The organism is Paraburkholderia kururiensis JCM 10599 = LMG 19447, assembly GCF_003986935.1.
GTDB classification, from domain to species: domain Bacteria; phylum Pseudomonadota; class Gammaproteobacteria; order Burkholderiales; family Burkholderiaceae; genus Paraburkholderia; species Paraburkholderia kururiensis.
In genome coordinates this window covers 39,608-65,668 of the sequence record NZ_RJZE01000030.1, presented here as the reverse complement: position 1 = coordinate 65,668, position 26,061 = coordinate 39,608, and the positions used below count along the sequence as shown (strand labels likewise).

The following is a 26,061-nucleotide window of genomic DNA, read 5'->3' as shown; positions in this document are numbered from 1 at the left end:
ACTGCGTTGCCTGACCCGAGCGCGCTCGCCCGTCGCCGCGCCTGTCAGGCCACGAACCCCTGCGCATGGTCGCCCGACCACTGCGCCGTCGATTCGCGCACGATCAGCTGCGGCGCCACCACGCGCCGCCGCGGCGGTGCACCGTCGGTCTGCCCCGTGCCCGTAATGCGCTCGATCAGCGTCTGCGCCGCCGTTTCGCCGAGCGCGCGCACCGACTGGCCCACCGTCGAGAGCGCCGGGTAGGTGAAGCGGCCCAGTTCGATGTCGTCGAAGCCGATCACCGAGCAGTCCTGCGGCACGCGCAGGCCGCGTTCGGCGGCGGCGCGCAGCGCGCCGATGCCCATCATGTCGTTGCCGGCGAAGATCGCGCTCGGCCGCACCGAATCGAACAGCTGGCTCGCCGCGCGGTAACCGCCCGTGCCGGAAAAGTCGCTTTCCACGATAGCGCCCGCGGGAATCTCGATGCCCCGTTCGGCCATGGCGCGCAGAAAGCCGTGCACGCGCATCGCGCTCACCGCCGTGGACACCGGCCCCGTGATGCAGCCGATCTTCGAATGGCCCAGTTCCAGCAGATGCCGCGTGGCGAGCCAGGCGCCCTTCTCGTGGTCGATCTGCACGAGGTCGGCGGCGAGGCCTTCGATGTTGCGGTCCACGATCACGAGTGGCTCGCGCGAGCCTGAAAGCGTTTGCGCGAGCACGGCGTCGTCGCCGGCCGATGCGACGATCAGTCCGTCGATGCGCTTTTCCTGCAGGACGCGCAGGTAGCTGCGCTGCTTGGCCGGGTCGTCGTCGGAGTTGCAGAAGAACACGCAGTAGCCTTTGCGCGCGCAACCGTCCTCGACCCCGCGCGCGAGTTCGGCAAAGTACGGATTCGTGCCGTTCGGTACGACGAGCCCCACCGTGGCCGTGGAACGCGCCTTGAGCGAGCGCGCGACGGCCGACGGCACGTAATTGAGCTGGTGGATGGCCCGCTCGACCTTCGCGCGAACATCCGCGGACACCGGGCGCGAGTTGTTGACGACGTGCGATACCGTCGTAAACGACACGCCTGCCACGGCCGCTACATCCTTGATCGTCGCCATAAGCTGTTGCTCTCCTGCTTCGCTGTCTGCTGCTGTGTTCTGCTCTGTGCCCTCGCGCCCTACGCGCGCCGGCGCCGGCTGCGATACGTGTCTAGCACGACGGCCACCACGATCACCGCGCCCGTGATGATGCGCTTGGTCGGCTCGTTCGCGCCGATCTGCGCGAGCCCGGCCGCCAGCACCGAAATGATCAACACGCCAAAAAACGTGCTGATGACCGAGCCGCGCCCGCCCATCAGACTCGTGCCGCCGATCACCACCGCAGCGATCACCTGGAGTTCGAGCCCCGCGCCGGCGTTCGGGTCCGCGGCTTCGAGGCGCGAGATCTGGAACAGCGCGGCGAGACCCGACAGCGCGCCCATCAACGCGAATACGATCACTTTGTAGGGCCGCGGGTTCACGCCCGCGAGCCGCACGGCTTCCTCATTGGTCCCGATGCCCACCAGATAGCGCCCGAACACCGTGCGCGTGAGCACGAGCTGCGCGACCACCATCACGACGACCGCGATCAGGAACGCCGGCGAAATGCCGACCGCGATGGGATTCGAAAGGAAGTCGAACGCATCGCCGATATAGGCCGTGCGCGAGTTCGTCATCTGGTAGGCGAGCCCGCGCGCCGCTTCCAGCACGCCGAGCGAAACGATGAACGACGGAATGCGCCAGCCCACCGTCACGGCGCCCGTCAACGTGCCGGTGAGCGCTGCGGCGGCAAGCCCGATCAGCGCGGCCGGCCATGCGCCCCAGCCCCACTTGAGCGCGGCAACGCTCACCACCGAGGCGCCGAGCGCGAGCACCGAGCCCACCGAAAGATCGATGCCGGCAATGATGAGCACGAACGTCATGCCCACCGACATCACCACGAGATCGGGAATCTGGTTGGCGATGGTGCTGAACGTGTCGTAGGTGAGGAAGTGCGAGCTCAGCACCGAGAAGAGCGCGATCATCGCGACGAGCGCGCCCGCAAGGCCCAGATAGTTTGAGAAGCCGAGGCGCGTGCCGGCCGGCTTCGCGCTCGCCCCGCTCGCCACACTGGCCGCATTCACGCCGGCCGCGCTCTCCTGCGTGCCCGGGGCATGGCCCTGCGGCAGCGGTTGGTTGTTCATGACAGACTCCGTGCATTCGGTTGAGCGTCCTCGCGGCGTGGGCCGCCGGGAGCGTCGTTGGCATCGTCGTGGGGGCTGTGCAGCAGCGCCTCGCGGCTGCGGTAACCGGCAAAGGCCGCCGCCAGCAGCGCGTCCTGCGACCACGTATCGCGGCTGAAGATGCCGGTCATGCGTCCCGCCGACATCACACCGATGCGGTCGCAGATCAGCATCAGCTCGCGCAGGTCGCTCGAGACCACCACGAGTGCGCGCCCCTCGCGCGCCAGTGCGCCCATGAGGCCATAGATATCGAACTTCGCGCCGACGTCGATGCCGCGCGTCGGTTCGTCGAACAGCAGGACCTTGCGCTCGCGCGCGAGCCATCGGCCGATCACGACCTTCTGCTGGTTGCCGCCCGACAGCTCGCCCACCGGCTGGCCCGGCCCCGAGGTGCGGATGCGCAGCGCCTCGATCTGCCGTGCCGCAAGCGCGTTCTCGCGCGTGGCGTTGACCACGCCGTGACGCGACACGCTGCCGAGATTGCCGAGCGACACGTTGGCTGCGATCGGTTGCGGCAGCAGCAGCCCTTCGCCCTTGCGATCTTCGGTGATGAGCGCGATGCCGGCGCGCACCGCATCCACCGGCGAGGCGATTTTCACGGGGACAGGCGTGGCGCCCGGCGAGGGCGCCAGCGCCACCGTGCCGCCGTCTTTCTCGTCCGCGCCGTAGATGAGGCGCAGCAGCTCCGTGCGGCCCGCGCCGATCAGGCCGGAGATGCCGAAAATCTCGCCCGCGCGCACCTCGAACGACACGTCGCGCACCGCTTCGCCGCGCGTGAGCCCGTCCACGCGCAAGAGCGGCGCGCCAATGCGCCGCTCGCCCAGATCGATGCGCTCGCCCAGCTCGCGCCCCACCATCAGCGCGACGATGCGATCCGGCGTGAGGTTCGCCATCGCGTCCACGTGCACGAGACGCCCGTCGCGCAGCACGGCCACGCGTTCGGCCACGCGCGCCAGTTCTTCGAGTCGATGCGAGATGTAGACGAGCGCCACGCCGCGCGCCTTGAGCCGCGCGATCTGCTCGAACAGCAGCTCGACCTCGCGCGCGGTCAGCATGGCCGTGGGCTCGTCGAGAATCAGCACGCGCGCGTCGCCAATCAGGTTGCGCGCAATCTCCACCATCTGCTGATGGCCAATGCCGAGTTCGCCCACGAGCGTGTCGGGATGAATCGCGTCGAGCCCCACCTGGGCCATCGCCTCACGCGCGTCCTCGCGCAGCCGCTTGCGGTCGATCCAGCCGAACGCGGCGGGACCGAAGTGCGGCAGCCGGTTGAGAAAGAGGTTCTCGGCCACGGAAAGCGTGGGCAGCAGGTTCAGCTCCTGCATCACCATGCGCACGCCGAGCCCTTCGGCCTCGGTGCGGCTCGCGGGCCGGTAAGGCGCGCCGGCCAGCTGCATCGAGCCCGTCGTCGGGTCCACGAGACCGCCTACGATCTTCGAAAGCGTGCTCTTGCCCGCGCCGTTTTCGCCCGTGAGCGCGAGCACTTCGCCTGCGCGCAGCTCGAGGCTCACGTCGGCAAGCACAGGCGACGCCCAGGTCTTGCCGATGCCCGTGACCGAAAGCACGGCAGGCAAGCCGGACGGCGCGCGCGGCACGTCGGAGTCCGTTGAATCCATTTCCATCCTGTTGTCGAAAGCCGCTCTCGCCGGCCTGGTCACCGCACTGTGGCGGCGGAAAGCCCGACTGCCGCTTCGTGTGTCATGTTGGCTGAAGGCCGATGCCGCGGGGTTTGGCAGCATCTGCTGCTGTATGGCTCCCGCTCCATCGTGACCTGCTGCGTGGCCGCGTCGGCAAGCGGGCCCGCCCGCGCCTGCCGCGTTGCCCCCGCCGCGCCTGTTCGCCGGCCGACCGGCCATTCATGCGAATCGAATGGCCGCGTCTGCCGCCATGACGCTATACCGGTGAATAACGGCGACGCCAAGCTTTTCTTGAGCGCCGGACGGCGCGCCCGAACAACGAACTAACGGACGCGACGCCGGCTTCGCCGATGCGCTGCCTCGCTTGCCGGTTCATGGCAGGCAGCGCCCGTTCCGTTACTTCGTGATGAGATCGACCGGGGTTTCGACCACGCCCGAAAGCTCGGACTGCTTCTTGTGGTCGGCAATCGCCTTGAGCGCCGTGTCGATGCCGAACACGGCCTGCTTGGCCGCGTACTGGTCGGCCGTGGCAAGCACGCGGCCATCCTTCAGCATCGGCTTGATGGCGTTGATGTTGTCGTAGCCGACCACGTACACCTTGCCCTGGCGACCCGCGGCGCGCACCGCCGACACGGCGCCGATCGCCATGTTGTCGTTTCCGCACAGCAGCGCCTTGATGTTGGGGTACTCGTTGAGCATGGCCGAGGCCACCGCGTTGCCCTTGTCGATTTCCCACTCGCCCGACTGCACCGAATCGATCTTCGCGCCCACCGCCTGCATCGCGTCCTTGAAGCCGGCCGTGCGCTGCTGCGCGTTGGTGGTGGTCGACACGCCTTCGAGAATGCCGACTTCGTCGCCCGCCTTCAGCTTCTTCGCGAGGTAGTCGCCCACCTTCTTCGCGCCCTTGCGGTTGTCCGGACCCACGAACGGTACGTTCAAGTCTTTCGACTTGAGCACGTCCGGGTCGAGCCGGTTGTCGATGTTCACCACGATGATGCCGGCGTCCACCGCCTTCTTGACCACCGGCACGAGCGCCTTGGAATCGGCTGGCGCCAGCACGATCGCGTCGACCTTCGAGACGATCATCTGCTCGACGATGCGGATCTGCGCCGCGGTGTCGGTTTCATCCTTGATGCCGTTGGTGATCAGGTCAAACTGACCCGGGTTGTGTTTCTGGTAGTCCTTCGCGCCGGTCTCCATGGTGAGAAAGAACTCGTTGGCGAGCGACTTCATGACGAGCGCGACTTTCGGCTTCCTGGCAGCTTCGGCGTGAGCGGTGGAAAACGGCAACGCAGCCGCAGCGGTGAGGGCCACGGCGGCCGCAAGGACGCGGCGGCGAATGCGGGAATTCATTCTGGTTATCTCCTTGTTGTCAGGCTCGGATGAGCCGTATTTTTAGCGCGCAAACGTTTGCGAGCGCCTATTCTGGGCATTGCCAAAACGCCGTGTCAACGGCGGGCGCTGCTGCGTCGCACACGGGGGCCTGCCACGCCGCATCCGCCGTTCGGGCGGAAAACGAGGCACGGCAAGGCAGCGGCCGGCGCATGATGCGTACGGCCGATGCAGGGTCGTGCGGGTAATCCCTGGCGGATGGGCGCAGCGGGCGCCCTGCATTACTGCGCCACCCGGCGGACTCCGACACGGTGGTCGGCGTTGAAGCTGACGCTCGCCCGGTTCGTGAACCGGGCATCGACCTGAAAGGGAATCTCGACGACAGGATCGAACTGCGTGGACACCGCGATGCGGTGCAGGCCCGGCGTGAGCCAGAACGTGACGTGTTCGCCCTGCATGAGGTCGGTGACGCGCTCGCCGTCCACGTAGACGAGCACGTCGCGCAGGCGCACCAGCACGTTGGTCGCTGGCTCGCGGCGCACGTCGACGGCGACCTTGCCTTCGGCTTGCGTGGTGTAGCCGGGCTTCACGATGCGCTCTGCGGGCACGGGCCGAAGCGGCAGCGGCGTGCCGGGTGTTTCGGCGCAGCCGGCAAGACCGGCGGTAAGGGCAATCGTGGTGACGGCGGTCAGGGTTGCGGTGGTCGCCAGGGTTGCGAGGCAGGCGCGCGACGCGTTCCACGCGCAGTGCATGGCACGCACGCCGGCCCCGCCTGTTTCGCCTTGCCCCGTGTGTGCGATCTCGGTGATCCTTCTGGTCTGCATGCGCCGTAACGGCATGTTCCGACCTCCCTCGCGTCACCCGGCTCGGGCGACCATGCCTGATGTTCTGTTTGTCTGGTTGCCGCCTGTGCGCCGTCTGCCGGCCCGCCATGCGTTGCCCGCGCACGGCACGAATCACAGCGCGGACGGCACGCGCGCCCATGATACCCGCGCCGGTCTGTCGATCGCAGCGTGCGCGTGCCCAGGCATGGGCGCCGATGTGCGGCCGCGCACACAACGCCACGCACACCCACGCACCACCCGCTCGCCTCGCGCGCTTGCGCGGCGCTCCCTTCGCCGTCGTGATCGGCCAACGCTACCGTTCGACTTTGAAGCCAATGGATGTAATGGAGTATTCGTGGCCCGACTGATCTTCATCTGCGGTCATGCCGGCACCGGCAAGTCCACGCTGGCAAAGCGCCTGATCGCACCTCTCATGCGCGCGACGGGCGAGGCCTTCTGCCTGCTCGACAAGGACACGCTCTATGGGCGTTACAGCGCCGCGGCCATCGGCGCCCTCACGGGCGATCCGAACGATCGCGACAGCCCCCTTTACCTTCAGCATCTGCGCGACCCCGAATACCTGGGGCTGATCGACACGGCGCGCGAGAATCTCGAACTCGGTATCAGCGTGATCGTGATCGGACCGCTCTCGCGCGAGGTGCGCGACCGGCGTCTGTTCGATCGCGCGTGGCTGGGGGTGGGCGCGGATGTCGCCATCCGCATCGTGTGGGTTCATGCGTCCGAGGAGACGGCGCACCGGCGCATCGTCGCGCGCGGCAATCCCAACGATGCCTACAAGCTCGCGCATTGGGACGAGTATCGCCAGCGGCGTTTCGTGCCCTCAGGTGCCGCATGCGAAGGGCTTTTGATGTTCGACAGCACGGCGCCCTCGGATGCCGACTACGACGCCCTGCTCGCGCAACTCGCGGCGCCGTAGTCGAGGCTTGCTTTCCGGTTGCTGTTGCTCGCCTGCCGGGGCCCCGCTTTCACCCCGCTTTCACCCCGATTTCGCCCCGATTTCGCCCCGGCGTTGGTTGCTGCGCTGCTACCCGATCAGACCGTGGCCATCGCGTCTAGCGTCGCGCCTTCGTACAGCTGGCCGAAGCGGTTGCCGAGGAACTCGCGCAGCGACACCTGCTCCTGGCGCACGAATCCGCTTTGCGGCAGGCGCTTTTCGCGGAACAGGTCGAGCACGGCGCACATGGCACCGGCCGTTGTGATCTGGATAGCGCTCATCGGCACGCCGCAAACGGTCTTCGCGAAAATCTTGCGCGTGAAGACGTCCTGTACGAGCTGGCCATCGCGCATGCCCGTCACCGTGATGAAAACGAGCACAACGTCCTGAGCCGTGGATGGCACCGAGCGGCGCAACACCGACTTCAGCGTGTCGCGGTCGCCCGCGAGCCGCAGGTCTTCGAGCAGGAAGTGCATGAGCGCGCGGTGGCCCGGATAGCGAACCGACTTGTAATCGAGCGATTCGACGCGGCCCGCCAGCGTTTCACACAACGTGCCGAGGCCGCCCGAGGTATTGAACGCTTCGTACTCGATGCCGTCGAGCGAGAAGTGTTCGAGGCCTTCCAGCGGCTGCACCCATTGCGTGCGGCTGTCGCGGATCGCCTCGCACGGTTGGCAGTATTCGTTGATGAGGCCGTCCACGCTCCAGGTCAGGTTGTATTTGAGCGCATTGGTCGGAAACTCGGGCAGCGCGCCCACGCGCATCTTGACCTCGCGAATCTCGCTGAAGCGGTTCGCGAGTTCGTGCGCCGCAAGGCCAATGAAGCCCGGCGCGAGACCGCATTGCGGCATGAAGACGTGCTCGGCGTCTTCGGCAAGGCTGCGGATGGCGTGCGTGGCCCGCACGTCCTCGGTCAAATCGAAATAGTGGACACCCGCGCCTTTCGCCGCGGCCGCGACGTTCACGGCGAGGTAGTAAGGCAGCGCGTTGACGAGCGCATCGAACCCCTGGATGGCGTTGCGCAGCGCGGCGGGGTCGGCGGAATCGACGCGCTTCGTGGGGATGCCTTGGGCCGCGAGCTTGTCGAGCGCGGGCTGGTCGCGGTCGAACGCGGTGACTTCGTAGTCGCCGGTTTCGCGCAGCAAATGGGCAATGGTGTGTCCGATCAGACCGGCACCGACGATCGCGACTTTCATGGGCTTCTCCTTGTGTTTTGTGTCGTATGGCGAACCTGCGCGACACAGTGTAGAGACGGCCCGGTACGGATCATAGGCGCAAAATGCTGCGCTTCGACCATGGCTTTCGCCGTTTAGACGAAGTTTCTCGCCGGTCTGACGAAAACGTATAAAAACCGTGTCAACGGCGGCCTGCCGTGGCGCGCTTCAGCCCATGTTGTCAGCCGACGTTGTCAGCCTGCTGTCAGCACACCGCCAGCCCACCGTCAGCCCGTGACGGTGCCGCGATCGATCTTGCGCGCGAGCACGATGGACGTCGTGGTGCGCTCCACGCCCGCGAGCCCGCCGATCTGGTCCAGCAGGTCGTTGAGCCGTTCCGGCGAGTCGGCACGCAGCCAGGCTACGTAGTCGTATTCGCCGCTCACGGCGCACAGCAGTTGCACCTCCGGCATCCTGCCGAGGCGCTTCTGCACGTCCGGCCCGTGCTTGGGCGCGATGATGAGGCCCACCCAGGCCTGGATGCTGGCATCGAGCACGTCCTGCCCGAGCCGCGCGCTGTAACCCGCAATCACCTGCGAGCGTTCGAGCCGCGCGATGCGCGCAATGACCGTCGTGCGCGCCACGCCGAGCTGGCGCGCGAGATTCGCCACGCTTTCGCGGGCGTTCTGCTGGAGCAGCGCAACGAGGTTGCGGTCGAGTTCGTCGAGCTGGTCGAGGCGCGGAGGTCTCATCGGAGGGCGAACGGAGTCGGTTGAAAGACGCGATTATCGCCCGCGCGCGACGTGCCGGCGAACCACCTCGCGTGCGCCTCACGGACGCGCTATCTGCGCATTTTTGCCGATCGTTTCGTTTGTAAGGAGTTGTGGCGGGTCACACGGAGCGCCGTGATATCGTGATACTAATAGCGCCCAAGGCGCAGCGGCCTTTCCACGCGGGTCTTCGCAGTGGATCGCTTTCAGCAATGCGCCCTGCCTCGCTACGCAACATTCCAAGGAGCAACAATGAAAAAAACCCTCGTGGTTTTCGCCGCCGTTCTCTCGATGACGAGCGCCTTCGCGCAGAGCACCGCACCGGCCTCGGCGCCGGCCGCCGCCAGCGCGCCCATGCGTGAACAGCACGTCGAGCAGCGCATCACGTATCTGCATTCGGCGCTCAAGATCACGCCGCAGCAGGAAAGCCAATGGAACGCCTTTGCCGACGTCATGCGCAGCAACGGTCAGACCATGGCGCAGCTCTATGAGCAGCGCAAGGCGGATACGAACCGCACCGCGCTCGACGACATGAAGCAGTACGCGCAGATCACGCAGGCGCACGCGGAGGGCATGAAGAAGCTCGTCGATGCTTTCGAGCCGCTTTACAACAGCTTCTCGCCGGATCAGAAGAAGCTTGCGGACCAGACCTTCCACGAGCGGCAGGCATCGCGCCGTCACCGTTCGGGCAAGGCGCCGCAATCGCCGCAATCGCCGCAATCGCCGCAGCCGTCCAAGGCGCAGTGAGCACGATGATCGCACTCGAACATCTCGACCTTCGCGCGGACCCGGCCGCACAGCGCGTCGTCAAGGACGAAACCGTCACGGTCGAATTCGCCACGCAGGAAGGCGAGCTGATGAGCCTTGAAGGCCCGAACCGCTATGTGCGCGGCGACGCGCTCATCACGAGTTCAGGCGGCGAGCGCTGGGTAGTCTCGCGTGAACGCTTCGACGCGAAGTATCTGCCGGCCGCCCCGGCACTGCCGCATGGCGAGCCGGGGTCGTATCGCAATCGTCCGGTCGTGGTGCTCGCCAGACAGATGGACGAAGCGTTCTCGATTGCGCGTTCGGCCGCGGGCGGCGACGTGCTGCACGGCACGGCCGGCGACTGGGTCATGCAGTACGCGCCCGGCGACTATGGCGTGGTGAAGGCGGAACGTTTCGCGAAGGTCTATCGCCGCGCGGATTGAGCGCCCGGCCGCTTTTCGCAGGCGCCTCGCGTACTGCTCGCACGACTCCCTTCGGCCCTGCCCCTTTCTTTCAGCACGCTTGTGCAGACGCGCGACGGCTTCGTTCAGGCGAAGTCGTCGCCGGGTGCCACGGTTACCTCGCGCGGCACCGCCTCGCCCTTCGCATACTGTTCTTCGAGCAAACCCAGCTCGGCTTCCACATAGGCTCTCAGCACCGCGTAGCTGCGTCCGCGCAGCCGCGCCGGCAAAGCCCGGTAGCGCGCCAGTGCCGCAGGCGTGATCGCGATCGTCAGCGCGATGCGCCGGGCCGTGGCGCCGAACCGCATTGCGACCCAGTGCACCGTGAGTTGCGGCGTGCCGTCGTCGGCGGGGTGCTCGACAAAGCGCGTCTGCTCCGGAAAGAGATCGGTGATGACGCGCGCAAGCTCCTCGAACTCCGGGCTCGTGCATTCGTACTGGTAGCCTTCCATCTTCTGCCCATCAAGTTGTCGTATCGGACGGCGACAGAGATCGTGCCGTCCTTCGTAGGGCTTCATGCCCTTTCGTGCCGCTTGGTGCCACGTCCAGGCGAGCCGTCAAGCCGTCTGTCCAGGCCGCGTGACGCGCGTCTTTCGTGCATCGCTCACCCGCTTCGCCAGCACGCCTGCAACCGCCACGCCCGCCAGCGCGTAGCCGCCGTCCACCACGGCAAGCGGCAGCACGTGGGCCTGAAACAGCGCAGCGGGCACGTCGATCAATGCATGGACTGCGATGGCCAGCGGCAGGATGCCACGCCAGCCGGCCCGCACGCCTTGCCACATCAACACGGAAAGCCCGATCTGAAAAGCGAGTGCCGCCAGCCGCTCCAGCGCGAAAATGCCCGCCGTGGCCGGCGAGAGACTGGCAAGAATCAGATGGATGCGCATCATCGCCGGTTCGGACACGTTGGGCAGATAGCCGTCGAGCTGGCCGCGATTCTCGAGCACCGCGAACACGATCCATTGCACCTGCACGAGCACGCCGATCATCCACGCTTCGGCGCCCCCGTGGCCGATGCCGTAAGCGAAGCCCATGCCGTCGCCCTCCCCAGCGGGCCGGCCGCGGCCGAAGCGGTTCAGCAGCATGCGCATCGCGATGAACCGGCCCACCTCCTCGCAGATGCCGGCTGCGAGCGCGCCGTACACGACGAACGCCGCAGGCTGCATGAGCCAGGCCGACGTGATCGGGTTCTGCCTCAGCAGGTAGTCGTTGAGCGCGCGCTCGATCACCATGGCAAAGAGCGCGAAGACGGCAATGCCGGCGATGGCGGGCCGCCGGTCGAAACCGAGCGGCGAGCGCAGGCGCCGGTACAGCAGAACGGGAACAGCGGCGACGGCAAGCGTCGCGAGCGAGAGACAGGTAAGCGTGAAAGGCGATACGGTCATGAGGGTCCTTGAGACTGCCGGCACGCCATGCAGAAAGTGTCCCGCCTGCGCGCCGCAGACCGAATGATCGCAGATTATCGATTCAGGCCAGGCGGCTGCCCGCGACGATACGCGGCCTCGTGGATGTCACCACGCCGCGTCGGCTCAACCGCCGGTCGAGGCGCGCACGATCAGTTCGCCCGGCAACACGCATTCGCGCGCGACGTCGGCGAGGCCCTCGATGCGCTGATGCAGGAATTCCACGGCGCGATAGCCGATGGCGCGCGTGGGTTGGCGGATCGTCGTGATGCCGGCCAGTTCGGCCCAATCGGGATCGTCGAATGCGATCAGCCCGACGCGCCGCTGCCATTGCGGACCGTAGCGCGCATTCAGATGCAGCGCGATGCGCAGCGCCACCGGGGCATTGCCCGCGAAGAGCGCAATGCGTGGCCGTGCATCGTGCTGCCGTTCGTCCGCGCCTTTACCGATGCGCTCGTCCAGCGCCGCGAGCGCAGCGCTCGCCGCTTCGTCGTTCTGCAGATCGAGCACCACCGTGTCGGCACGAACCTGCGGCGTCGCCCGCATGGCGTCCTCAAACGCCGTCACGCGACGCCGCCGCGAACTCACGTGCTCGTACGGCTGCACGACGAACACGATCTCCTCGTAGCCGCGCTCCAGCAGATGCGCCGTGCCAAGTCGCACGGCGGCTTCGTTGTCGAGCCCGACCATGTCGGCGTCGAGCCCTTCCACGGTACGGTCCACCAGCACCGACGGAATCCCGCCGCTGCCCACGGGCTTCAACATCGCCTCGCGCACGCCGAGTGCATTGACGATCACGCCTTCCACGCGATACGTCGTGAGCAGTTGCAGGTAGCGGCCCTCCATCTCCACCTCGTTGGCCGCGTGGCAGATGAGCGGCATGTAGCCGAGCGCCTGGCACGCCGCCTCCACGCCTTGCAGCACTTCGACGGAGTACGGATTCGAGAGGTCCGCGAGCAGCATGCCGATCAGCCGGTTGCGGCCGCGCTTCAAGCCGCGCGCCATCTGGTTCGGCCGGTAGTCCAGACGTTCGATGGCCGCCTCGATGCGCGCGCGCAGCTCCGCCGAGAGCACGTTGAACTCACCGTTCAGGTAGCGCGAAATGCTGGTCTTGCCGGTGCCGGCTTCGCGCGCGACGTCGCTGATCGTCGCGCGGCGGGGCGACATCGGCGTTGCCGACGCCGCCGAGGGTTGGGCAGGCGTGCGGCTCATCGTGCCAGCACTTCGCGGTTGACGACGTTGACGGCCAGCGTGCCGGCCAGCGCCGCGACGAGATTTTCCGCCGCACAGCGCGCCATCGCGTGACGCGTCTCGTGCGTGGCCGACCCGATGTGCGGCAGCGCGACCACGTTGGGCAGGGCGAGCAGCGGCGACGTGGCCGGCAGCGGCTCTTCTTCGAACACGTCGAGCCCCGCGCCGTGAATCGTGCCAGCGCGCAGGGCGTCGATCAGCGCCGCTTCGTCGACCGTCGCGCCGCGCGATGCGTTGATGAAGATGGCACTGCGCTTCATCTGCCGGAATTCGGCCGCGCCGATCAGATGCCGGGTCTCGGGCGTGAGCGGCACCTGCAGGCAGACGAAGTCCGACGCGGCAAGCAGTTCCGCCAGTTCCACGCGCCGCGCGCCGTAATCGCGCTCCGCCTGCCCGTTCGCGCTGCGGTTCGTGTAGAGCACGCGCATGTTGAAGCCGAGCGCCGCGCGGCGCGCCACGGCGCCGCCAATGCGCCCCAGCCCGACGATGCCGAGCGTCTTGCCCTGCACGTCCGTGCCGTAGTGGGTGGGCCCGATGCTGCCCGTCCAGTGCCCCGCCTTGACCCACTGCGCCAGCTCCACGACGCGCCGCGCGGTGGCGAGAATCAGCGAGAACACGGTGTCCGCCGTCGATTCGGTCAGCACGTCAGGCGTATGCGCGAGCACGATGCCGCGCCGCGTGAGGTCCGGCACGTCGAAGTTGTCGTAGCCGACGGAGATCGTCGAAAGCGCCTTGAGCCGCTGTGCGCCGTCCAGCATGGCGGGCGTGATCTTCACGCTCGCGCCGATGGCACCATCCGCCTCCCGCAGCGCGGCGACGAGCGCATCGTGCCGGGCGGCGTCCACTTCGATCACGTCGGCGTGCTCGCGTAAAAAGGCGAGCACGTCAGCGGGCAACGGCTTGTAGGCGACGATCCTGTTCTTCATCCGGTCATTTTCCTTGCATGGGCGTGGCAAGCCTGCGCCCGTCGATTTCCTCGTGCGACTGTGGCTGCGGCGGCTGCGGCTTCACCGCGAGCGTGAACAGCACCGCGGCCACCAGCGCCGCACTCATGAACGCATAGGATGCCGCAGGCGAGCCCGTCGCGCCATTCAGATAGCCCACGACATACGAGCCCACGAACGAGCCGAGCGCACCCATGCTGTTGATAAGCGCCATCGCGCCGCCGGCCACGTTCTTCGGCAGCAGTTCGGGGACGATCGCGAAGAACGGCCCGTAAGGCGCGTACATGGCGGCGCCCGCGATCACGAGCAGCGCATACGAGAACCAGAAGTGCGTGCCCGTGCCGGTGCCGATCACGTACGAAGCCGCAAACGCGGCAGCCCCGATCAGCAGGAACGGCCAGACGAACACCTTGCGGCGATTGAGCCGGTCCGAGGCCCACGACGCCGCGAGCATCGCGATCGTCGCGGCAAGGTACGGCAGCGCGGAGAGCCAGCCCGTCTCCACCATGCCGAGCGTCGAGCCGCCTTTCAGGATGGACGGCAGCCACAGCACGAAGCCATAGACGCCGATGCTCCAGCAGAAATACTGCGCGCAGAGCTTGATCACCGCGGGCGAGCGGAACGCCTCGCCGTAGTTGCGCACCGGGCGGATGGCGGCCTGTTCGGCACGCAGCGCGGCGTCGAGCGCCTGCTTGTCTTCGGTGGAGAGCCACGCCACCTGCTCGGGCCGGTCGCGCACCATGAACCACCAGGCCACGGCCCACACGACGGCGGGCAGCCCCTCGGCGATGAACATGTGGCGCCAGCCGAACGAGTGCACGAGGTAGCCCGAGACGATCGACATCCACAGCACCGTGACCGGGTTGCCGAGAATCAGAAACGTGTTGGCACGCGAGCGCTCGCGCTTCGTGAACCAGTTGCTGATGAAGATGAGCATGGCCGGCATCACGGCCGCCTCCACCACGCCGAGCGCGAAGCGGATCGCAATGAGCGCCGGGATGTTGCGCACGATGCCCGTGAGCGCCGCGCACCCGCCCCACAGCACGAGGCTCACGAACACGAGCTTGCGCACGCTGCGGTGCTCGGCGTAGATGGCCCCCGGAATCTGGAAGAAGAAGTAGCCGAGAAAGAACAGCGCGCCGATCAGCGACGAGAGGCCCTTGCTCACGCCGAGATCCTGATTGATGCCCGCCGCGGCAGCGAAGCCGTAATTCGCGCGGTCGAAATAGGCAAGGCTGTACGTGATGAACACGATCGGCATGATCGCCCACCAGCGGCGTGGCGCGAGAGTGGCGAGTGTGGACGAACCCATGAGTGTCTCCTTCATGCAGTGAATGAAAGCATCGTTCAACGGATGCGGACGCGCGGGCACGCGACGTGCCCCCGAAGTGCGCCCTGCGTCAGTGCGCCGTTGCCGACATCTTGTTGTGGTTGTCCAATGAAGCGGTGGCGTCGGTCTGGTTGGCGCCGGCCCCTTCAGCGCCTTCAGCCGCTTCGAGCGCATCGAGTTGCGCGCGCGTGGGCAGCCCTTCCGAGTCGCCGATCACCTGGATCGCGAGCGCGCCGATGCGGTTGCCGCGTGCCACCGCCTGCGGCAGCGGGCGGCCTTCCAGCAGCGCGCTCACCACGCCCACGGCAAAGCCGTCGCCGGCGCCCACGGTGTCCACGACGTTGTCGACGCGTTGCGCCGCGATCGTGCCCTCGCTGTCTGCCGTGCGGTAGTAGGCGCCCTGCGGACCGAGTTTCACGATCACGGCGCGCGCACCGGCGTCCAGATAGAAGCGCGCGATGTCTTCGGGCCGGTCGTAGCCGGTCAGCACCTTTCCCTCGCCGATGCCGGGCAGCACCCAGTCGGCGTACGCGGCAAGCGCGTTCAACGTCTCGATCATCGCCTCGCGCGACGGCCACAGCGTGGGGCGCAGGTTCGGGTCGAACGAGAGGGTCCTGCCCGCGGCGCGCATTTCGCGTACCAGGCGGAACGCGAGGTCGCGCGAGCTTGCCGAGAGTGCGGGCGCGACGCCCGTCAGGTGCAGATGACGCGCGCCGAGCACGTAGTCGGCGTCGTAGTCGTCGGGCGAAAGATGGCTCGCGGCCGAACCCTTGCGGAAGTATTCGACCACCGGGTCGGTGCCGTCGTCGGTCTTCGATTTCAACTGGAAGCCGGTTGGGTAGCGTTCGTCCGTGAGCACGCGGCGCTGGTCGATGCGCTCCTTTTCCAGCGTGTCGCGCACGTAGTCGCCGAAGGAGTCGCGCCCCACGCGGCTCATCCAGCCCACCTTGAAGCCGAGCCGCGAAAGACCGATCGCGACGTTCAGGTCCGCGCCCGCCACGCGTTTCGTGAAATGGCCGACGCGCGCGAGCGCACCGGCCTCGGCGGCAACGAACATGGCCATCGCTTCGCCATAGGTAACGACATCGAGTGGGGTGTCTGTCATGGGTTTGCTGTCCTGCTTCACGTCCTGCTTCATGCCGTGCTTCGCGTCGCGCTGCACGCCCTGCTCAAGCGGCGGCGAGCCATTCGACGTAGCGCACGGCGTCTTCGGCCACGCGCCCGGCGTGGAACGGAAACTCGATGCCGCGAGGCGCGTGCCTCGGCAGCAACGGCAGGACAGCCGCGAGCACGGGGTCGTCCGCGGCGGGCGCCACGGCGAAACGCCGCGCGCCCTCGCCCGCTACCGCCTTGCAATGGATGTACTCCACATGGGGCGCGAGTTTCTGCGCCGCGGCCGCGGGCGCCACGCCCGTCCACTGCCAGTTGCCGATATCGAAGGTCATGCCGGCGAGGCGCCCGTGCCCTTGCGCTTCGAGCGCCTCGAAGAACGCGACGAACTGGGCCGCCATGCCGCCTTCCTTCAACTGCCCGTTTTCGACGACCAGCCGCGTATCCCGACCACGCAGACACGCTGCGATGCTTGCCGCGTGCGTCTCGCCGGCGAAGGCGCCGAGTTGGAGCTTCACGAAACGCGCACCGAGCGCCGCGGCTTCGTCGAGCGCGCGGCTCAGTGCGGTGGCGTCGAGCGTGCCGGCGGGTGCGCTGTCGGTCGTGCTGTCTGTCGCGCCGTTGGCCACGTCGTGAGCCGCGCCGTTGGCCCTGTAAAGCGCAGCAGGCGTCGACCAGACCGGCCACATGCCCGCTTCCCGAATAGCCGCGCCGAGTTCACGCAGCGCGGCGGGCTGCACGCCGGCCTCGCCCACAATCAGTTCGCGGCGCACCTCGAAGCCCGACGCCCCGGCCGCAGCGGCCGTCGCAATCCACGCCCCGTGGCCGTCGCGCCGTACGGCGTCGGCGCCGAACGCGCTTGCCACGATTACCACTTCGGTCATGGGACAGCCCTCCTTTCTTTCGCTATTTCCGGCTTCCCGCAGCGTCCCAGCATGACAGCGGCAGGATCGTTTGATGAATCTTGGAACCGGTTCCAAACTGGTTCCGATAGTGCGCCGGGCATAGTGACAAGGCCATAGTGGAAATCCCTGGCGCGTTAGTCCAGCGTCTGCGCTCAGCCCAATCCGCGGCAAGCCGTGATCAGCCGGCCACCTCGCCGGCAAGACACAGTTCCAGAAATCGCCGCGCGACCCGCGAAGCCGCCGCGGCGTGCGGCACGAGAATCGAAAAGCGCCGCGTGAGCGGATCCGGCGCGAGCGACAACTGGGCGAGCGCACCGTCCTCGTGCCGCATCGACATCGCCGAGACGAAACCGACGCCCATGCCGGCGCGCACGGCCTCCTTCACGCCCTCCACGCCGGCCACTTCCAGCGCCACGCGCATAGGCACGCCGGCTCGCGCGAACGCGCGCTCCACCGTCTGCCGCACGCCGGAGCCCGCCTCGCGCAGCACCAGCGGACATGCCCCCAGCGCAGCGAGCGTGATTCGGGCATCGCCCGCGGCAGTGGACGACTGCCCGTCGCCCGAGACCAGTGCGTGCCCGCGCGGCGCGATGGCCACCACCTCGTCCTGGTTCCACTCGTGGGCGGTGGTGTCCACGGGCAAATCCATGCCGACCGGTCCTTCGATCAGCGCGATATCCAGCGTGCCGAGCAGCGCGACTACATCGCCGGTATTACCGCTCATGGTTTCGAGCGAGACCTCCGGATAGCGCCGGTGGAAATCCGCGAGCAGGTACGGCAGCAGATAACTCGCGGGCGTCGTGCTCGCGCCAATGCGCAGCGTGCCGCGTTCGAGTCCGCGCAGCGCGTCGCGGAAGGCCTGCGCCTCGCGCCAGGTGTCGCGCAGACGCACCGCATGGGCCGCCAGTTGCTGCCCTGCCGGCGTGAGGCGCACGCCGCGGCCGTCGCGCTGGTACAGCGGCTCGCCGATCTCCTCCTGCAAGAGCTTCAACTGGCCCGAAACGGCCGGCTGCGAGAGGTGCAGGGCGTCGGCGGCCCGGCTCACGTTGAGGTGCTCGGCTACGGTGGCGAAGGTTATAAGCTGATCTGGCGTCATCGTCATTCGACTATCGGATTTCCCGATATCGTACGTCACAAATGACGATTTCTCATATCGATATATCCAATTTAGGATTAGGCCGTTCGCTGCCCTGCGCCCCTTTTTCACCGGGGACCCGTCAGCTTTGCGTCATCCACCAAGGCCGATCATCATGTCCACCGCCTCTACCCCTGCGCTCGCGTCCGGCTCGTCGACGCGCGGTCAACTCAACGGCATCCTGTTCGTCGCGCTCTTCGCGGCGGCCGTGACGAGCCTCGCTTCGCTGCCGGCTATTGCAGGGCTCGGCATGAGCCCGCTCATCGTCGGGATCGTCGCGGGCGCCGTGTACGGCAATGCGCTGCGCGACGGCATGCCCGAAAGCTGGAACGCCGGCATCAACTTCTCCGCGCGCAAGCTGCTGCGCATTGCCGTCGCGTTCTTCGGGCTGCGCGTGAGCCTGCAGGAAATCGCCCAGGTGGGACTGCCGGGGCTCACGGTCTCGGTACTCGTCGTGGTCAGCACGCTCGCCATCGGCACCTGGGTCGGCATGAAGCTGATGAAGCTGGACCGCGACACGGCGATCCTCACGGCGGCCGGCAGCGCCATCTGCGGCGCGGCTGCGGTGCTCGCGTTCGAATCGACGCTGCAATCGAGGCCGCACAAGAGCGCGATGGCCGTGGGCAGCGTGGTGCTGTTCGGCACGCTTTCGATGTTCCTCTACCCCGTGCTCTACCACGCCGGCTGGCTGCCGCTCGACACCGAAGGCGTGGGGCTCTTCTTCGGCGGTACGATTCACGAGGTGGCCCAGGTGGTGGGCGCCGCGAGCAACGTGAGCCCGGAAGCCACGCATATCGCCACCATCGTCAAGATGACGCGCGTGATGCTGCTCGTACCGGTGCTCCTGTTGCTCGGCGTGTGGCTCAACCGCGCGGCACGCGGCACGGTGAGCGGCGCGGCACACGAAGCCGCCGACGCCGCTCGTTCGCATCAGCACGGGCATGAGCACACGCATGGACACACATCGGGCCATGCCGCCCACCCCAAGGCGCGCAAGATCGCCGTGCCGTGGTTCGCGCTCGGTTTCCTCGCATTCGTCGTGGTGAACTCGATGCACGTGCTGCCGGCCGCGGCCACGCAGACGCTCGATACGCTCGACACCTTCGCCCTCACCATGGCCATGACGGCGCTCGGCATCGAAACCCGCGTGTCGCAGATCCGCGAGGCCGGTCCGCGTGCGCTGACGGCGGGGCTCATTGTCTACGCCTGGCTCATATTCGGCGGCTTCGCGATTACGTGGGGCGTGCTGCGCATCTTCCACTGACGCCCTCGTTGAATGGAACGACCGCCCCCGCGCTCCTCGTCGGTCTTGCCTCTGAGCGCCCCGCCGTGTGCGGGGCGTTCGTCGTCAGGGGGTTCGTCGTCAGAGGGTTCGTCGTTTTTCGCGCGCGGCACGCCGCATCTGGAGATGTTCGCCGACACGTTCGGCGCATCCGGCACCTTCAGCACGCCGGGCGACGCCGCGCGATACTGTCGGCTCGCATCCCTTCCTGTGCGGCAACACCGGAGAACGATCGATGGCCTACGAACTGTATTACTGGGACGGCCTGCAAGGCCGTGGCGAATTCGTGCGGCTTGCGCTCGAAGAAGCGCGCGCCGACTATGTGGAGATTGCGCGGGGCCCCGAGGACGAAGGGCTCGGCACGAGCGCCATGATGGCGGTGCTCGGCAGCCGCTCGGAGCCGCATCCGCCTTTCGCGCCGCCCTTTCTGAAAGACGGCGACCTGATCGTTCCGCAAACCGCGAATATCCTGCTGTACCTCGGCCCGAAGCTCGGCCTCCTGCCGCGCGACGAGGGGCTGCGCTACGTGGCGAACGGCCTGCAGCTCACCATCGCCGACATGGTGACGGAGGCCCACGACACGCATCACCCGCTCGCGAGCAGCCTCTATTACGAAGACCAGAAGGAAGCCGCGAAGACGCGCGCCTCGGACTTCATCGACCATCGCATCCCGAAGTTCATGCGCTACTTCGAACGCGTGCTGCGGCAGAACCCCGAGGGCGACCAGCACCTCGTGGGCAGCGCGCTCACTTACGTGGACCTCTCGATGTTTCAGTTGATCGACGGCCTGCGCTACGCGTTCCCGAAGGCAACGAAGCGCTTCGACGAGCAGTACCCTCGGCTTGCCGCGCTCTATCAGGCCGTCATGACGCGCCCGAACATCGCGGCCTACCTCGCCTCGGATCGCCGTCTGCCGCACAACGAGCAGTGCATCTTCCGGCACTACCCGGAGCTCGACAAAGCTTCGCGCTGAAGGGCGCGCTGCGGATTGCACCGAGCCGCGCAAGGCATCGCATTGCGCGACGGCGATGCTATTCTTGCGCTCGGCTCGTTGCGCCGGGTTCGTTGTGCCCGGTTCGTTGCGCCGGATTCATCGCGCCCGGCTCATTGCGCGAGACTCGTCGCCCAGAACTCATTGCGCCAGATTCCATGGCCCCTGAAACGCCCGCCCGCGCGGCCCTCCTCCAACCTTTCCCAACCGACCGCCGCCCGTGCTGTCCTTCCTGCTGAAACTGCGCACCCGCGCTCAAACCCTGTTCCGCCTCTCGGACGCGCACACCATGCTCGTCTGGTCCGTGATCGTCGGCATGGCGGGCGCGTTCGCGACCATCGCCTTTCGCGAGGCGATCGCGCTGCTGCAATGGGTGTTCTCGGGTACCGAAGGCAGCTTCGTCGCGATCGCGCGCGGATTGCCGCCCGCCATGCGCATCGTGCTGCCGGCCCTGGGCGGTCTTGTGGCGGGCCTGTTGCTCCTCGTGGCGCGCCGCGGTTCGGAGCGCGGCAACCATATCGACTACATGGAAGCGGTGGCCATCGGCGATGGCGTCGTGCCGGTCTGGAAAAGCCTGTGGCGCAGCGCGTCGTCGCTCTTCACGATTGCGAGCGGCGGCTCGATCGGCCGCGAGGGCCCCATGGTGCAGCTCGCCGCGCTCGCCGGATCGCTGATCGGACGCTGGGTCCACTTCGACCCGCCGCGTTTGCGCCTGCTCGTTGCGTGCGGCGCGGCGGCCGGTATCACGTCGGCGTACAGCGCGCCAATTGCGGGCGCGTTCTTCGTCACCGAAATCGTGCTCGGCTCCATCGCGATGGAAAGCTTCGGGCCGGTGGTGGTGTCGTCGGTGGTGGCGAACATCACGATGCGCGAGTTCACACGCTATAGCCCGCCCTATCAGATGCCGGTGTTCCCGCCTATCGCGGGCCTCGAAGTGCTGCTGTTCGTTGCGCTCGGCGTTCTGTGCGGCGCGATGGCGCCGCAGTTCCTGCGGCTGCTCGACGGCGCCAAGGCAGGCTTCGCGCGGCTCGCGCTGCCGCTGCCCGTGAAGCTCGCGCTCGGCGGGCTCGTGGTCGGGGTGCTCTCGGTCTGGGCGCCCGAGGTGTGGGGCAACGGCTATAGCGTCGTGAACTCCATCCTCCATTCGCCCTGGACATGGACAGCGCTCGCCACCGTGGTGATTTTCAAGCTGGTTGCCACGGCGGCGACGGTGGGCTCGGGCGCCGTGGGCGGCGTGTTCACGCCGACGCTTTTCGTGGGCGCCGTGCTCGGCTCGCTGTTCGGCGAGGGCATGCATGCGCTCTGGCCGCATGCGACCTCGGCGCCGTTCGCCTACGCGATGGTCGGCATGGGCGCCTTCCTCGCGGGCGCGACGCAAGCGCCATTGATGGCGATCCTCATGATTTTCGAGATGACGCTCAGCTACCAGGTGGTGCTGCCGCTCATGCTCTCGTGCGTGGTCGCGTACTTCGTGGCGCGCGCGATCGGCAAGACCTCGATGTACGACATCACGCTGCATCGCAATCGCGAGCAGCAGGAGCGCATGCGACTGCGCGCAACGCAGATGCGCGAACTGATCCGCCCGGCGGCCACCGTCGTGCCGCCCAGCGCGACCGTGCAGGACATGACGCGCGTGTTCCTCGAATATCCCGTGAAGTACCTCTACGTGACCGATCGCGAGAACCGGTTTCTGGGCGTCGTCGCGCTCAAGGACATCACCTCCGACCTGCTCGAAAAGCGCGAGACGTCCACCAAAACCGCCGCGGACTACCTTCAGTCGCAATTCGACGTGCTCACGCCCGACATGCCGATCGGCGTCGCGCTCCAGCACTTCATGGCGTTCCAGGGCGAGCGGCTGCCCGTGGTGGAAAGCCTGCAGTGTCCGACGCTGGCGGGCGTGGTCTACAAGACGTCGCTGCTCGATGCGTACTGCCGCATGAACCCGGTGCGCTGAGCGCCGGCGACGCTTTTCGCTGGCGACCTGTTTCGCACACACACACACCGCGGCCTTGCCCGCAACCCACTCGGCATTTTCCCTGGCGCCATCCGGCATGTGCGCGCAGAAGCCCGTGCGGCGCGGCAAGCGCCCGATGGCGCGCGGCCGCGAGGGCTGGCATCGGCGGACAGATTCTCTACAATGAACGAACCAAGCGAACCAGAAGCCGCATGCCGCGCGGATTGCCGGGCGCGCCGTGCAGGCCGGAGACAGCGCAGTCCCGGAGCGAAGATGAGCGAACCGTCCATCGATGCCGTACGCCGCGATCACGCCGGCTGGATCTTCCTGCATATCGAAGGCGAGCCGTACGACCGCGGCGAGCAGCATGGCCAGTTGCTCGCGGCCGAAATCCAGAACGCCATCCGCACCGCGCGCTATCTCGCGAAATGGGACACGGGCGAAGACTTCGACACCTTCGTCAACGCGGCCGTCTCGCAGTTCGCGCCGAGACTCGACACCGAATACGCCGACGAAATCCAGGGCATTGCCGACGGCGCGAAGCTGCCGTTCTCCGAAGTGCTCGCGTGGAACGGCTACATGGATCTGCTGCAAAGCTGGTGGCCCACGCATGTGGCGGCACAGCAGCCGCATCTGGCCGCAAAGCCCTGGCGCGGCCGGCGCGGCCATCATTGCAGCGCGTTCATCGCCACAGGCAGCGCCACGCGCGACGGCCGCATCGTCATGGCGCACAACTCGTGGGACCGCTACGCGGCGGGCGACGCGTTCAACGTCGTGTTCGATATCGTGCCGGACAGCGGCCATCGCATCCTCATGCAGGGGCTGCCCGGCTGCATTTCCAGCCTCACCGATTTCTGGGTTACCTCGGCGGGCCTCATGGTGACCGAGACCACCATCTCCAACTTCGTGGGCTACAACCCGGCCGGCGCACCCGAGTTCTATCGATCGCGGCGCGCCACGCAATACGCGAACAGCATCGGCGAATGGTGCGAGATGTTCGCAGTGGCGAACAACGGCGGCTACGCCAACAGTTGGCTTTTGGGCGACACGAAGACGGGCGAGATTGCGCGCTACGAACTGGGGCTGCACTACTCGGGCTTCGAGAGCACGAAAGACGGCTTCTACAGCGGCTACAACACGGCCACCGACCTCAAGATCCGCAACCAGGAATGCACCGGCGAGGGCGAGGACTACACCGACGTGCGCAAGAACGGCGCGCGCCGAACGCGTTTCATGCAGCTGGAGGAACTGCATCGCGGCAAGATCGACATCGAAGTCGCCAAGCAGATGATCGCGGATCATCACGACGTCTATCTCGACCGCAGCGACAACCCGTGCTCGCGCACCATCTGCGGCCACCTGGAACTCGACGACGCGCGCTTCGGCGGTACCGATCACGGCCCGTTCAACCCATGGGGCGCCAACGACGGCAAGGTGGTAGACAGCGAGATGGCCCGCGACCTCGCCTTCTGGGCGCGCTGGGGACATCCGTGCGGACGGCCGTTCGACGCCCAGTCGTTCATGAAGCGGCATCCGCAGTGGAACTGGCTGAACGGCTACATGCGCGACCGGCCATCGTGGCCGTGGACGCGCTTCGACGTGCTGCGCTGAAGCGGCGGTTCACGGCGCGCGCGGCGAAGCCCGCAGGAACCGGGGGAAGCCCTGTCGCTGGCCACCAAAGAGCCCGCAAAACTACAACGAAACGATGACTAACCGGCGCTGAACCTGCATCGAACGAGCGGCTTCATGCCGCTGGCCGGAATATCGAACGTCCGTTCGCGACGGGTTTTTGCCATCCTGCCATGATGAGGTATCCCGTACGTTTTCCCGGCTGTTGCGGCGCGCTTCGTGCCGCGCGAAAGGCTTGGGCCAGGCGTGCGTGCGCCGGCCGCCCTGTATGGGGTGCCGGCACGGCGCCGCTGCCGTGCAACGGCGCGAAGCGCGGCGAGCGCGGATGAAATGGCACGGCACTTGCTGCAGCTCCCACGGAGCTGCATGAGAAAGGAGGTCGAGCGATGAAAACCTCGACGCTGATGACCGCCGTGTTGCTGTCGGCTTCGTGTTTCGCCGCGCCGGTTCACACCGCGCGCGAAAGTCTCGCCGATCTTGCCCGGCCCCCTGCCTTCGCCGCCGACGCCGCGGCGCTCGCGAATGCGGCTCCCGTCGCCCCGCCCGCGCCCGACGTTCCCGTCGACGCCAACGTGGGCCCGCAACGCTGGCAGCACATTACGTTACCGCCGTCGCGGCATCTCGGGCACTTCGCGGCGCCCCACGAGCATCTGCAGACGTGAACGGCGTGCGAGGCCTGTCCGGCCGCAGCCAAGACACCAAGCCGCATCGCCCCGCTGCCGACGCAGCCTTACTATGCCGTTCAGGATCGCCAACAAGGAACGCGAGCATGCCCTCTTCGAACATTCCCGACGAATCCATCGACCTGCAAATCGCCGATGTGCTGCGCGCAGTGGCGTGGCCGGCGAACAAGGACGCGCTCGTGGACACGGCCCGCGCCGCGGGCGCGAGCAATGAAGTGCTGACGATGCTGGACGGGCTGCCGGAGCAGGATTACGCGGATATTGCTGCCGTCACGCGGCTGATCGGCAGCAATTACGGGCCGGGGTTGTCGGTCTGACCGCGGGCAGCGCAGGCAAGCGCAATCGCGAGTGTCACGCCTGGGGTTCCCCGCCGGCAGACGGGATGCGCCCGAACACCACGCGACTGAAGAAGCCGGCCAGCACGTTCTCCACGAACGGCTCCGAGACGTTCTGCGGGTCTGCCGTGGCGAGAAACTGCACGCCGTCGCACAACCCGATCAGTCCCAGCGCCAGCACGTCCGCCGGCAACGGCAGTGGTGTGCCCACGCGGCGCGCGAACTCGTTGATATAGGCCGCCAGGTGCTCGCGCTTTTCCTTCATGAATTCGTTGAAGCGCACGCGAAACCGCGCTTCGCGCGCCGCGAGCAGCTTCGCTTCTACCCATAGCAGGAAGCACTTGTTGTCCTGCGGCAGACGGCTGTAGTAGGTCTGCACCTTCGCTTCCATCTGCTCGCGCGTGAGCGCCGGGTCGAAGATCGCGTTGAGCCCGGCTTCCATCTCCTCGTGGTCGCGCCGCAGCAGCTCGATCAGAAGCTCCGGCTTGCTGCGGAAATTCGAGTAGAACGCCCCGCGCGTGTAGCCGGCGGCAAGCGCGATGTCTTCCACGCTTGCGCCAACGAATCCCTTTTTCATGAACATCGCCTGCGCAGCGTCGAGCAGACGTTGGCGCGTCTGGTCACGGCTTTGCTCGCGAGTGAGTCGTTTGCGTTTCATGTGCGCAGTCTAGCACCGGGACAAAAAATCGGATGCACTCTCACACTCAGATACAACACTGTATTAGAATCCAGCGCTGTAGTCGGAATGCGCGCAGCGTTGCCGTCGCTCCGCTCCTTTGTTCGAGATCGGATCGCGATCGACGTGGCCTGCCGCTATGCCCTGCTTTCTGCTCTGCCTTTGCCTCGTCTTTTGCCGCGTCCGGCCCCGCGCCGCTCGCGTCGGCGCGGGGCCGTTTCTCCAGTCGAGGTCGATGTGAATCATCCCGGTTGTGACGTATGGCCCTTCGCAACAAGACACTCCCGCCGCGCCGGGGCTGCGGTACCCACGCGTGACACCGCGCGGCT

25 protein-coding genes are annotated in these 26,061 nt (G+C 67.1%); 9 read left to right on the top strand and 16 right to left on the bottom strand.

The window, feature by feature from the left end; all coding sequences use genetic code 11:
- Window positions 1–44 precede the first annotated feature (44 nt).
- The 5 genes from PKKP23_RS28960 to PKKP23_RS28940 all read right to left on the bottom strand — a co-directional run bounded on the left by PKKP23_RS28960 (window position 45) and on the right by PKKP23_RS28940 (window position 6,017).
- The gene (locus PKKP23_RS28960; protein ID WP_017775912.1) at window positions 45–1,082 is read right to left on the bottom strand and encodes a LacI family DNA-binding transcriptional regulator; all 1,038 of its coding nucleotides are present in this window, start codon (window positions 1,080–1,082) and stop codon (window positions 45–47) included.
- A 59-nt stretch (window positions 1,083–1,141) separates the two neighbouring features.
- Window positions 1,142–2,185 carry an ABC transporter permease gene (locus tag PKKP23_RS28955; protein ID WP_017775913.1) on the bottom strand — a complete coding sequence of 348 codons (1,044 nt, stop codon included), beginning with the start codon at window positions 2,183–2,185 and terminating at the stop codon, window positions 1,142–1,144.
- Complete coding sequence (locus PKKP23_RS28950) at window positions 2,182–3,840, bottom strand: sugar ABC transporter ATP-binding protein (protein ID WP_126879389.1); 1,659 nt, start codon at window positions 3,838–3,840, stop codon at window positions 2,182–2,184. Before PKKP23_RS28950 ends, PKKP23_RS28955 begins: the two co-directional genes overlap by 4 nt.
- Before the next feature lie 417 nt (window positions 3,841–4,257).
- Window positions 4,258–5,214 carry a sugar ABC transporter substrate-binding protein gene (locus tag PKKP23_RS28945; RefSeq protein ID WP_017775915.1) on the bottom strand — a complete coding sequence of 319 codons (957 nt, stop codon included), beginning with the start codon at window positions 5,212–5,214 and terminating at the stop codon, window positions 4,258–4,260.
- 260 nt (window positions 5,215–5,474) lie between these two features.
- On the bottom strand, window positions 5,475–6,017 hold the full coding sequence (locus PKKP23_RS28940) for a hypothetical protein (RefSeq protein WP_240659174.1): 543 nt from the start codon (window positions 6,015–6,017) through the stop codon (window positions 5,475–5,477).
- Window positions 6,018–6,372: 355 nt separating this feature from the next.
- On the opposite strand from PKKP23_RS28940, the gene PKKP23_RS28935 reads away from it, so the two are divergent.
- Window positions 6,373–6,954, top strand: coding sequence for a P-loop nucleotide/nucleoside kinase family protein (locus PKKP23_RS28935; RefSeq protein WP_126879388.1), 582 nt, complete (start codon window positions 6,373–6,375; stop codon window positions 6,952–6,954).
- Between the two features lie 116 nt (window positions 6,955–7,070).
- Here PKKP23_RS28935 and PKKP23_RS28930 read toward each other — a convergent pair whose 3' ends face one another.
- The gene (locus PKKP23_RS28930; protein ID WP_126879387.1) at window positions 7,071–8,168 is read right to left on the bottom strand and encodes a saccharopine dehydrogenase family protein; all 1,098 of its coding nucleotides are present in this window, start codon (window positions 8,166–8,168) and stop codon (window positions 7,071–7,073) included.
- Between the two features lie 245 nt (window positions 8,169–8,413).
- A complete protein-coding gene (locus PKKP23_RS28925; protein WP_042298754.1) occupies window positions 8,414–8,878 on the bottom strand; it encodes an Lrp/AsnC family transcriptional regulator in 465 nt (154 codons plus the stop codon).
- 270 nt (window positions 8,879–9,148) lie between these two features.
- Here PKKP23_RS28925 and PKKP23_RS28920 point away from each other — a divergent pair, with 270 nt between their 5' ends.
- A complete protein-coding gene (locus PKKP23_RS28920; protein WP_126879386.1) occupies window positions 9,149–9,643 on the top strand; it encodes a Spy/CpxP family protein refolding chaperone in 495 nt (164 codons plus the stop codon).
- A gap of 5 nt (window positions 9,644–9,648) precedes the next feature.
- Window positions 9,649–10,086: a PGDYG domain-containing protein gene (locus PKKP23_RS28915; RefSeq protein ID WP_017775921.1), complete on the top strand. Its 438-nt coding sequence runs from the start codon at window positions 9,649–9,651 to the stop codon at window positions 10,084–10,086.
- Window positions 10,087–10,190: 104 nt separating this feature from the next.
- Here the strand turns inward: PKKP23_RS28915 and PKKP23_RS28910 are convergent, their stop codons facing one another.
- From PKKP23_RS28910 to PKKP23_RS28875, 8 genes are all read right to left on the bottom strand, one after another.
- A complete protein-coding gene (locus tag PKKP23_RS28910; protein WP_126879409.1) occupies window positions 10,191–10,556 on the bottom strand; it encodes a DUF3022 domain-containing protein in 366 nt (121 codons plus the stop codon).
- A 105-nt stretch (window positions 10,557–10,661) separates the two neighbouring features.
- The gene (locus tag PKKP23_RS28905; protein ID WP_126879385.1) at window positions 10,662–11,489 is read right to left on the bottom strand and encodes a YhfC family intramembrane metalloprotease; all 828 of its coding nucleotides are present in this window, start codon (window positions 11,487–11,489) and stop codon (window positions 10,662–10,664) included.
- A gap of 144 nt (window positions 11,490–11,633) precedes the next feature.
- Window positions 11,634–12,719 carry a LacI family DNA-binding transcriptional regulator gene (locus tag PKKP23_RS28900; RefSeq protein ID WP_126879384.1) on the bottom strand — a complete coding sequence of 362 codons (1,086 nt, stop codon included), beginning with the start codon at window positions 12,717–12,719 and terminating at the stop codon, window positions 11,634–11,636.
- Entirely contained in the window at window positions 12,716–13,684 is a 969-nt protein-coding gene (locus tag PKKP23_RS28895; protein ID WP_126879383.1) for a 2-hydroxyacid dehydrogenase, read from the bottom strand. Before PKKP23_RS28895 ends, PKKP23_RS28900 begins: the two co-directional genes overlap by 4 nt.
- Before the next feature lie 4 nt (window positions 13,685–13,688).
- Window positions 13,689–15,014, bottom strand: a complete 1,326-nt coding sequence (locus PKKP23_RS28890) for an MFS transporter (protein WP_126879382.1) — start codon at window positions 15,012–15,014, stop codon at window positions 13,689–13,691.
- An 88-nt stretch (window positions 15,015–15,102) separates the two neighbouring features.
- On the bottom strand, window positions 15,103–16,137 hold the full coding sequence (locus PKKP23_RS28885; protein ID WP_126879381.1) for a sugar kinase: 1,035 nt from the start codon (window positions 16,135–16,137) through the stop codon (window positions 15,103–15,105).
- A gap of 64 nt (window positions 16,138–16,201) precedes the next feature.
- Window positions 16,202–17,026, bottom strand: a complete 825-nt coding sequence (locus PKKP23_RS28880) for a TIM barrel protein (protein WP_126879380.1) — start codon at window positions 17,024–17,026, stop codon at window positions 16,202–16,204.
- A 199-nt stretch (window positions 17,027–17,225) separates the two neighbouring features.
- Complete coding sequence (locus PKKP23_RS28875) at window positions 17,226–18,143, bottom strand: LysR substrate-binding domain-containing protein (RefSeq protein WP_126879379.1); 918 nt, start codon at window positions 18,141–18,143, stop codon at window positions 17,226–17,228.
- A gap of 154 nt (window positions 18,144–18,297) precedes the next feature.
- On the opposite strand from PKKP23_RS28875, the gene PKKP23_RS28870 reads away from it, so the two are divergent.
- The 6 genes from PKKP23_RS28870 (at window position 18,298) to PKKP23_RS28845 (ending at window position 25,038) form a co-directional block, all read left to right on the top strand.
- The gene (locus PKKP23_RS28870) at window positions 18,298–19,446 is read left to right on the top strand and encodes a YeiH family protein (protein WP_126879378.1); all 1,149 of its coding nucleotides are present in this window, start codon (window positions 18,298–18,300) and stop codon (window positions 19,444–19,446) included.
- Window positions 19,447–19,699: 253 nt separating this feature from the next.
- On the top strand, window positions 19,700–20,437 hold the full coding sequence (locus tag PKKP23_RS28865; RefSeq protein WP_017775931.1) for a glutathione S-transferase: 738 nt from the start codon (window positions 19,700–19,702) through the stop codon (window positions 20,435–20,437).
- 238 nt (window positions 20,438–20,675) lie between these two features.
- Window positions 20,676–22,409: a ClcB-like voltage-gated chloride channel protein gene (locus PKKP23_RS28860; protein WP_126879377.1), complete on the top strand. Its 1,734-nt coding sequence runs from the start codon at window positions 20,676–20,678 to the stop codon at window positions 22,407–22,409.
- Between the two features lie 273 nt (window positions 22,410–22,682).
- The gene (locus PKKP23_RS28855) at window positions 22,683–24,020 is read left to right on the top strand and encodes a C45 family autoproteolytic acyltransferase/hydrolase (protein ID WP_126879376.1); all 1,338 of its coding nucleotides are present in this window, start codon (window positions 22,683–22,685) and stop codon (window positions 24,018–24,020) included.
- 404 nt (window positions 24,021–24,424) lie between these two features.
- Window positions 24,425–24,700, top strand: a complete 276-nt coding sequence (locus tag PKKP23_RS28850) for a hypothetical protein (RefSeq protein ID WP_126879375.1) — start codon at window positions 24,425–24,427, stop codon at window positions 24,698–24,700.
- Between the two features lie 107 nt (window positions 24,701–24,807).
- Window positions 24,808–25,038, top strand: a complete 231-nt coding sequence (locus PKKP23_RS28845) for a DUF2795 domain-containing protein (RefSeq protein ID WP_042298739.1) — start codon at window positions 24,808–24,810, stop codon at window positions 25,036–25,038.
- Between the two features lie 34 nt (window positions 25,039–25,072).
- Here PKKP23_RS28845 and PKKP23_RS28840 read toward each other — a convergent pair whose 3' ends face one another.
- Window positions 25,073–25,714 carry a TetR/AcrR family transcriptional regulator gene (locus PKKP23_RS28840; protein WP_017775936.1) on the bottom strand — a complete coding sequence of 214 codons (642 nt, stop codon included), beginning with the start codon at window positions 25,712–25,714 and terminating at the stop codon, window positions 25,073–25,075.
- Window positions 25,715–26,061 lie beyond the last annotated feature (347 nt).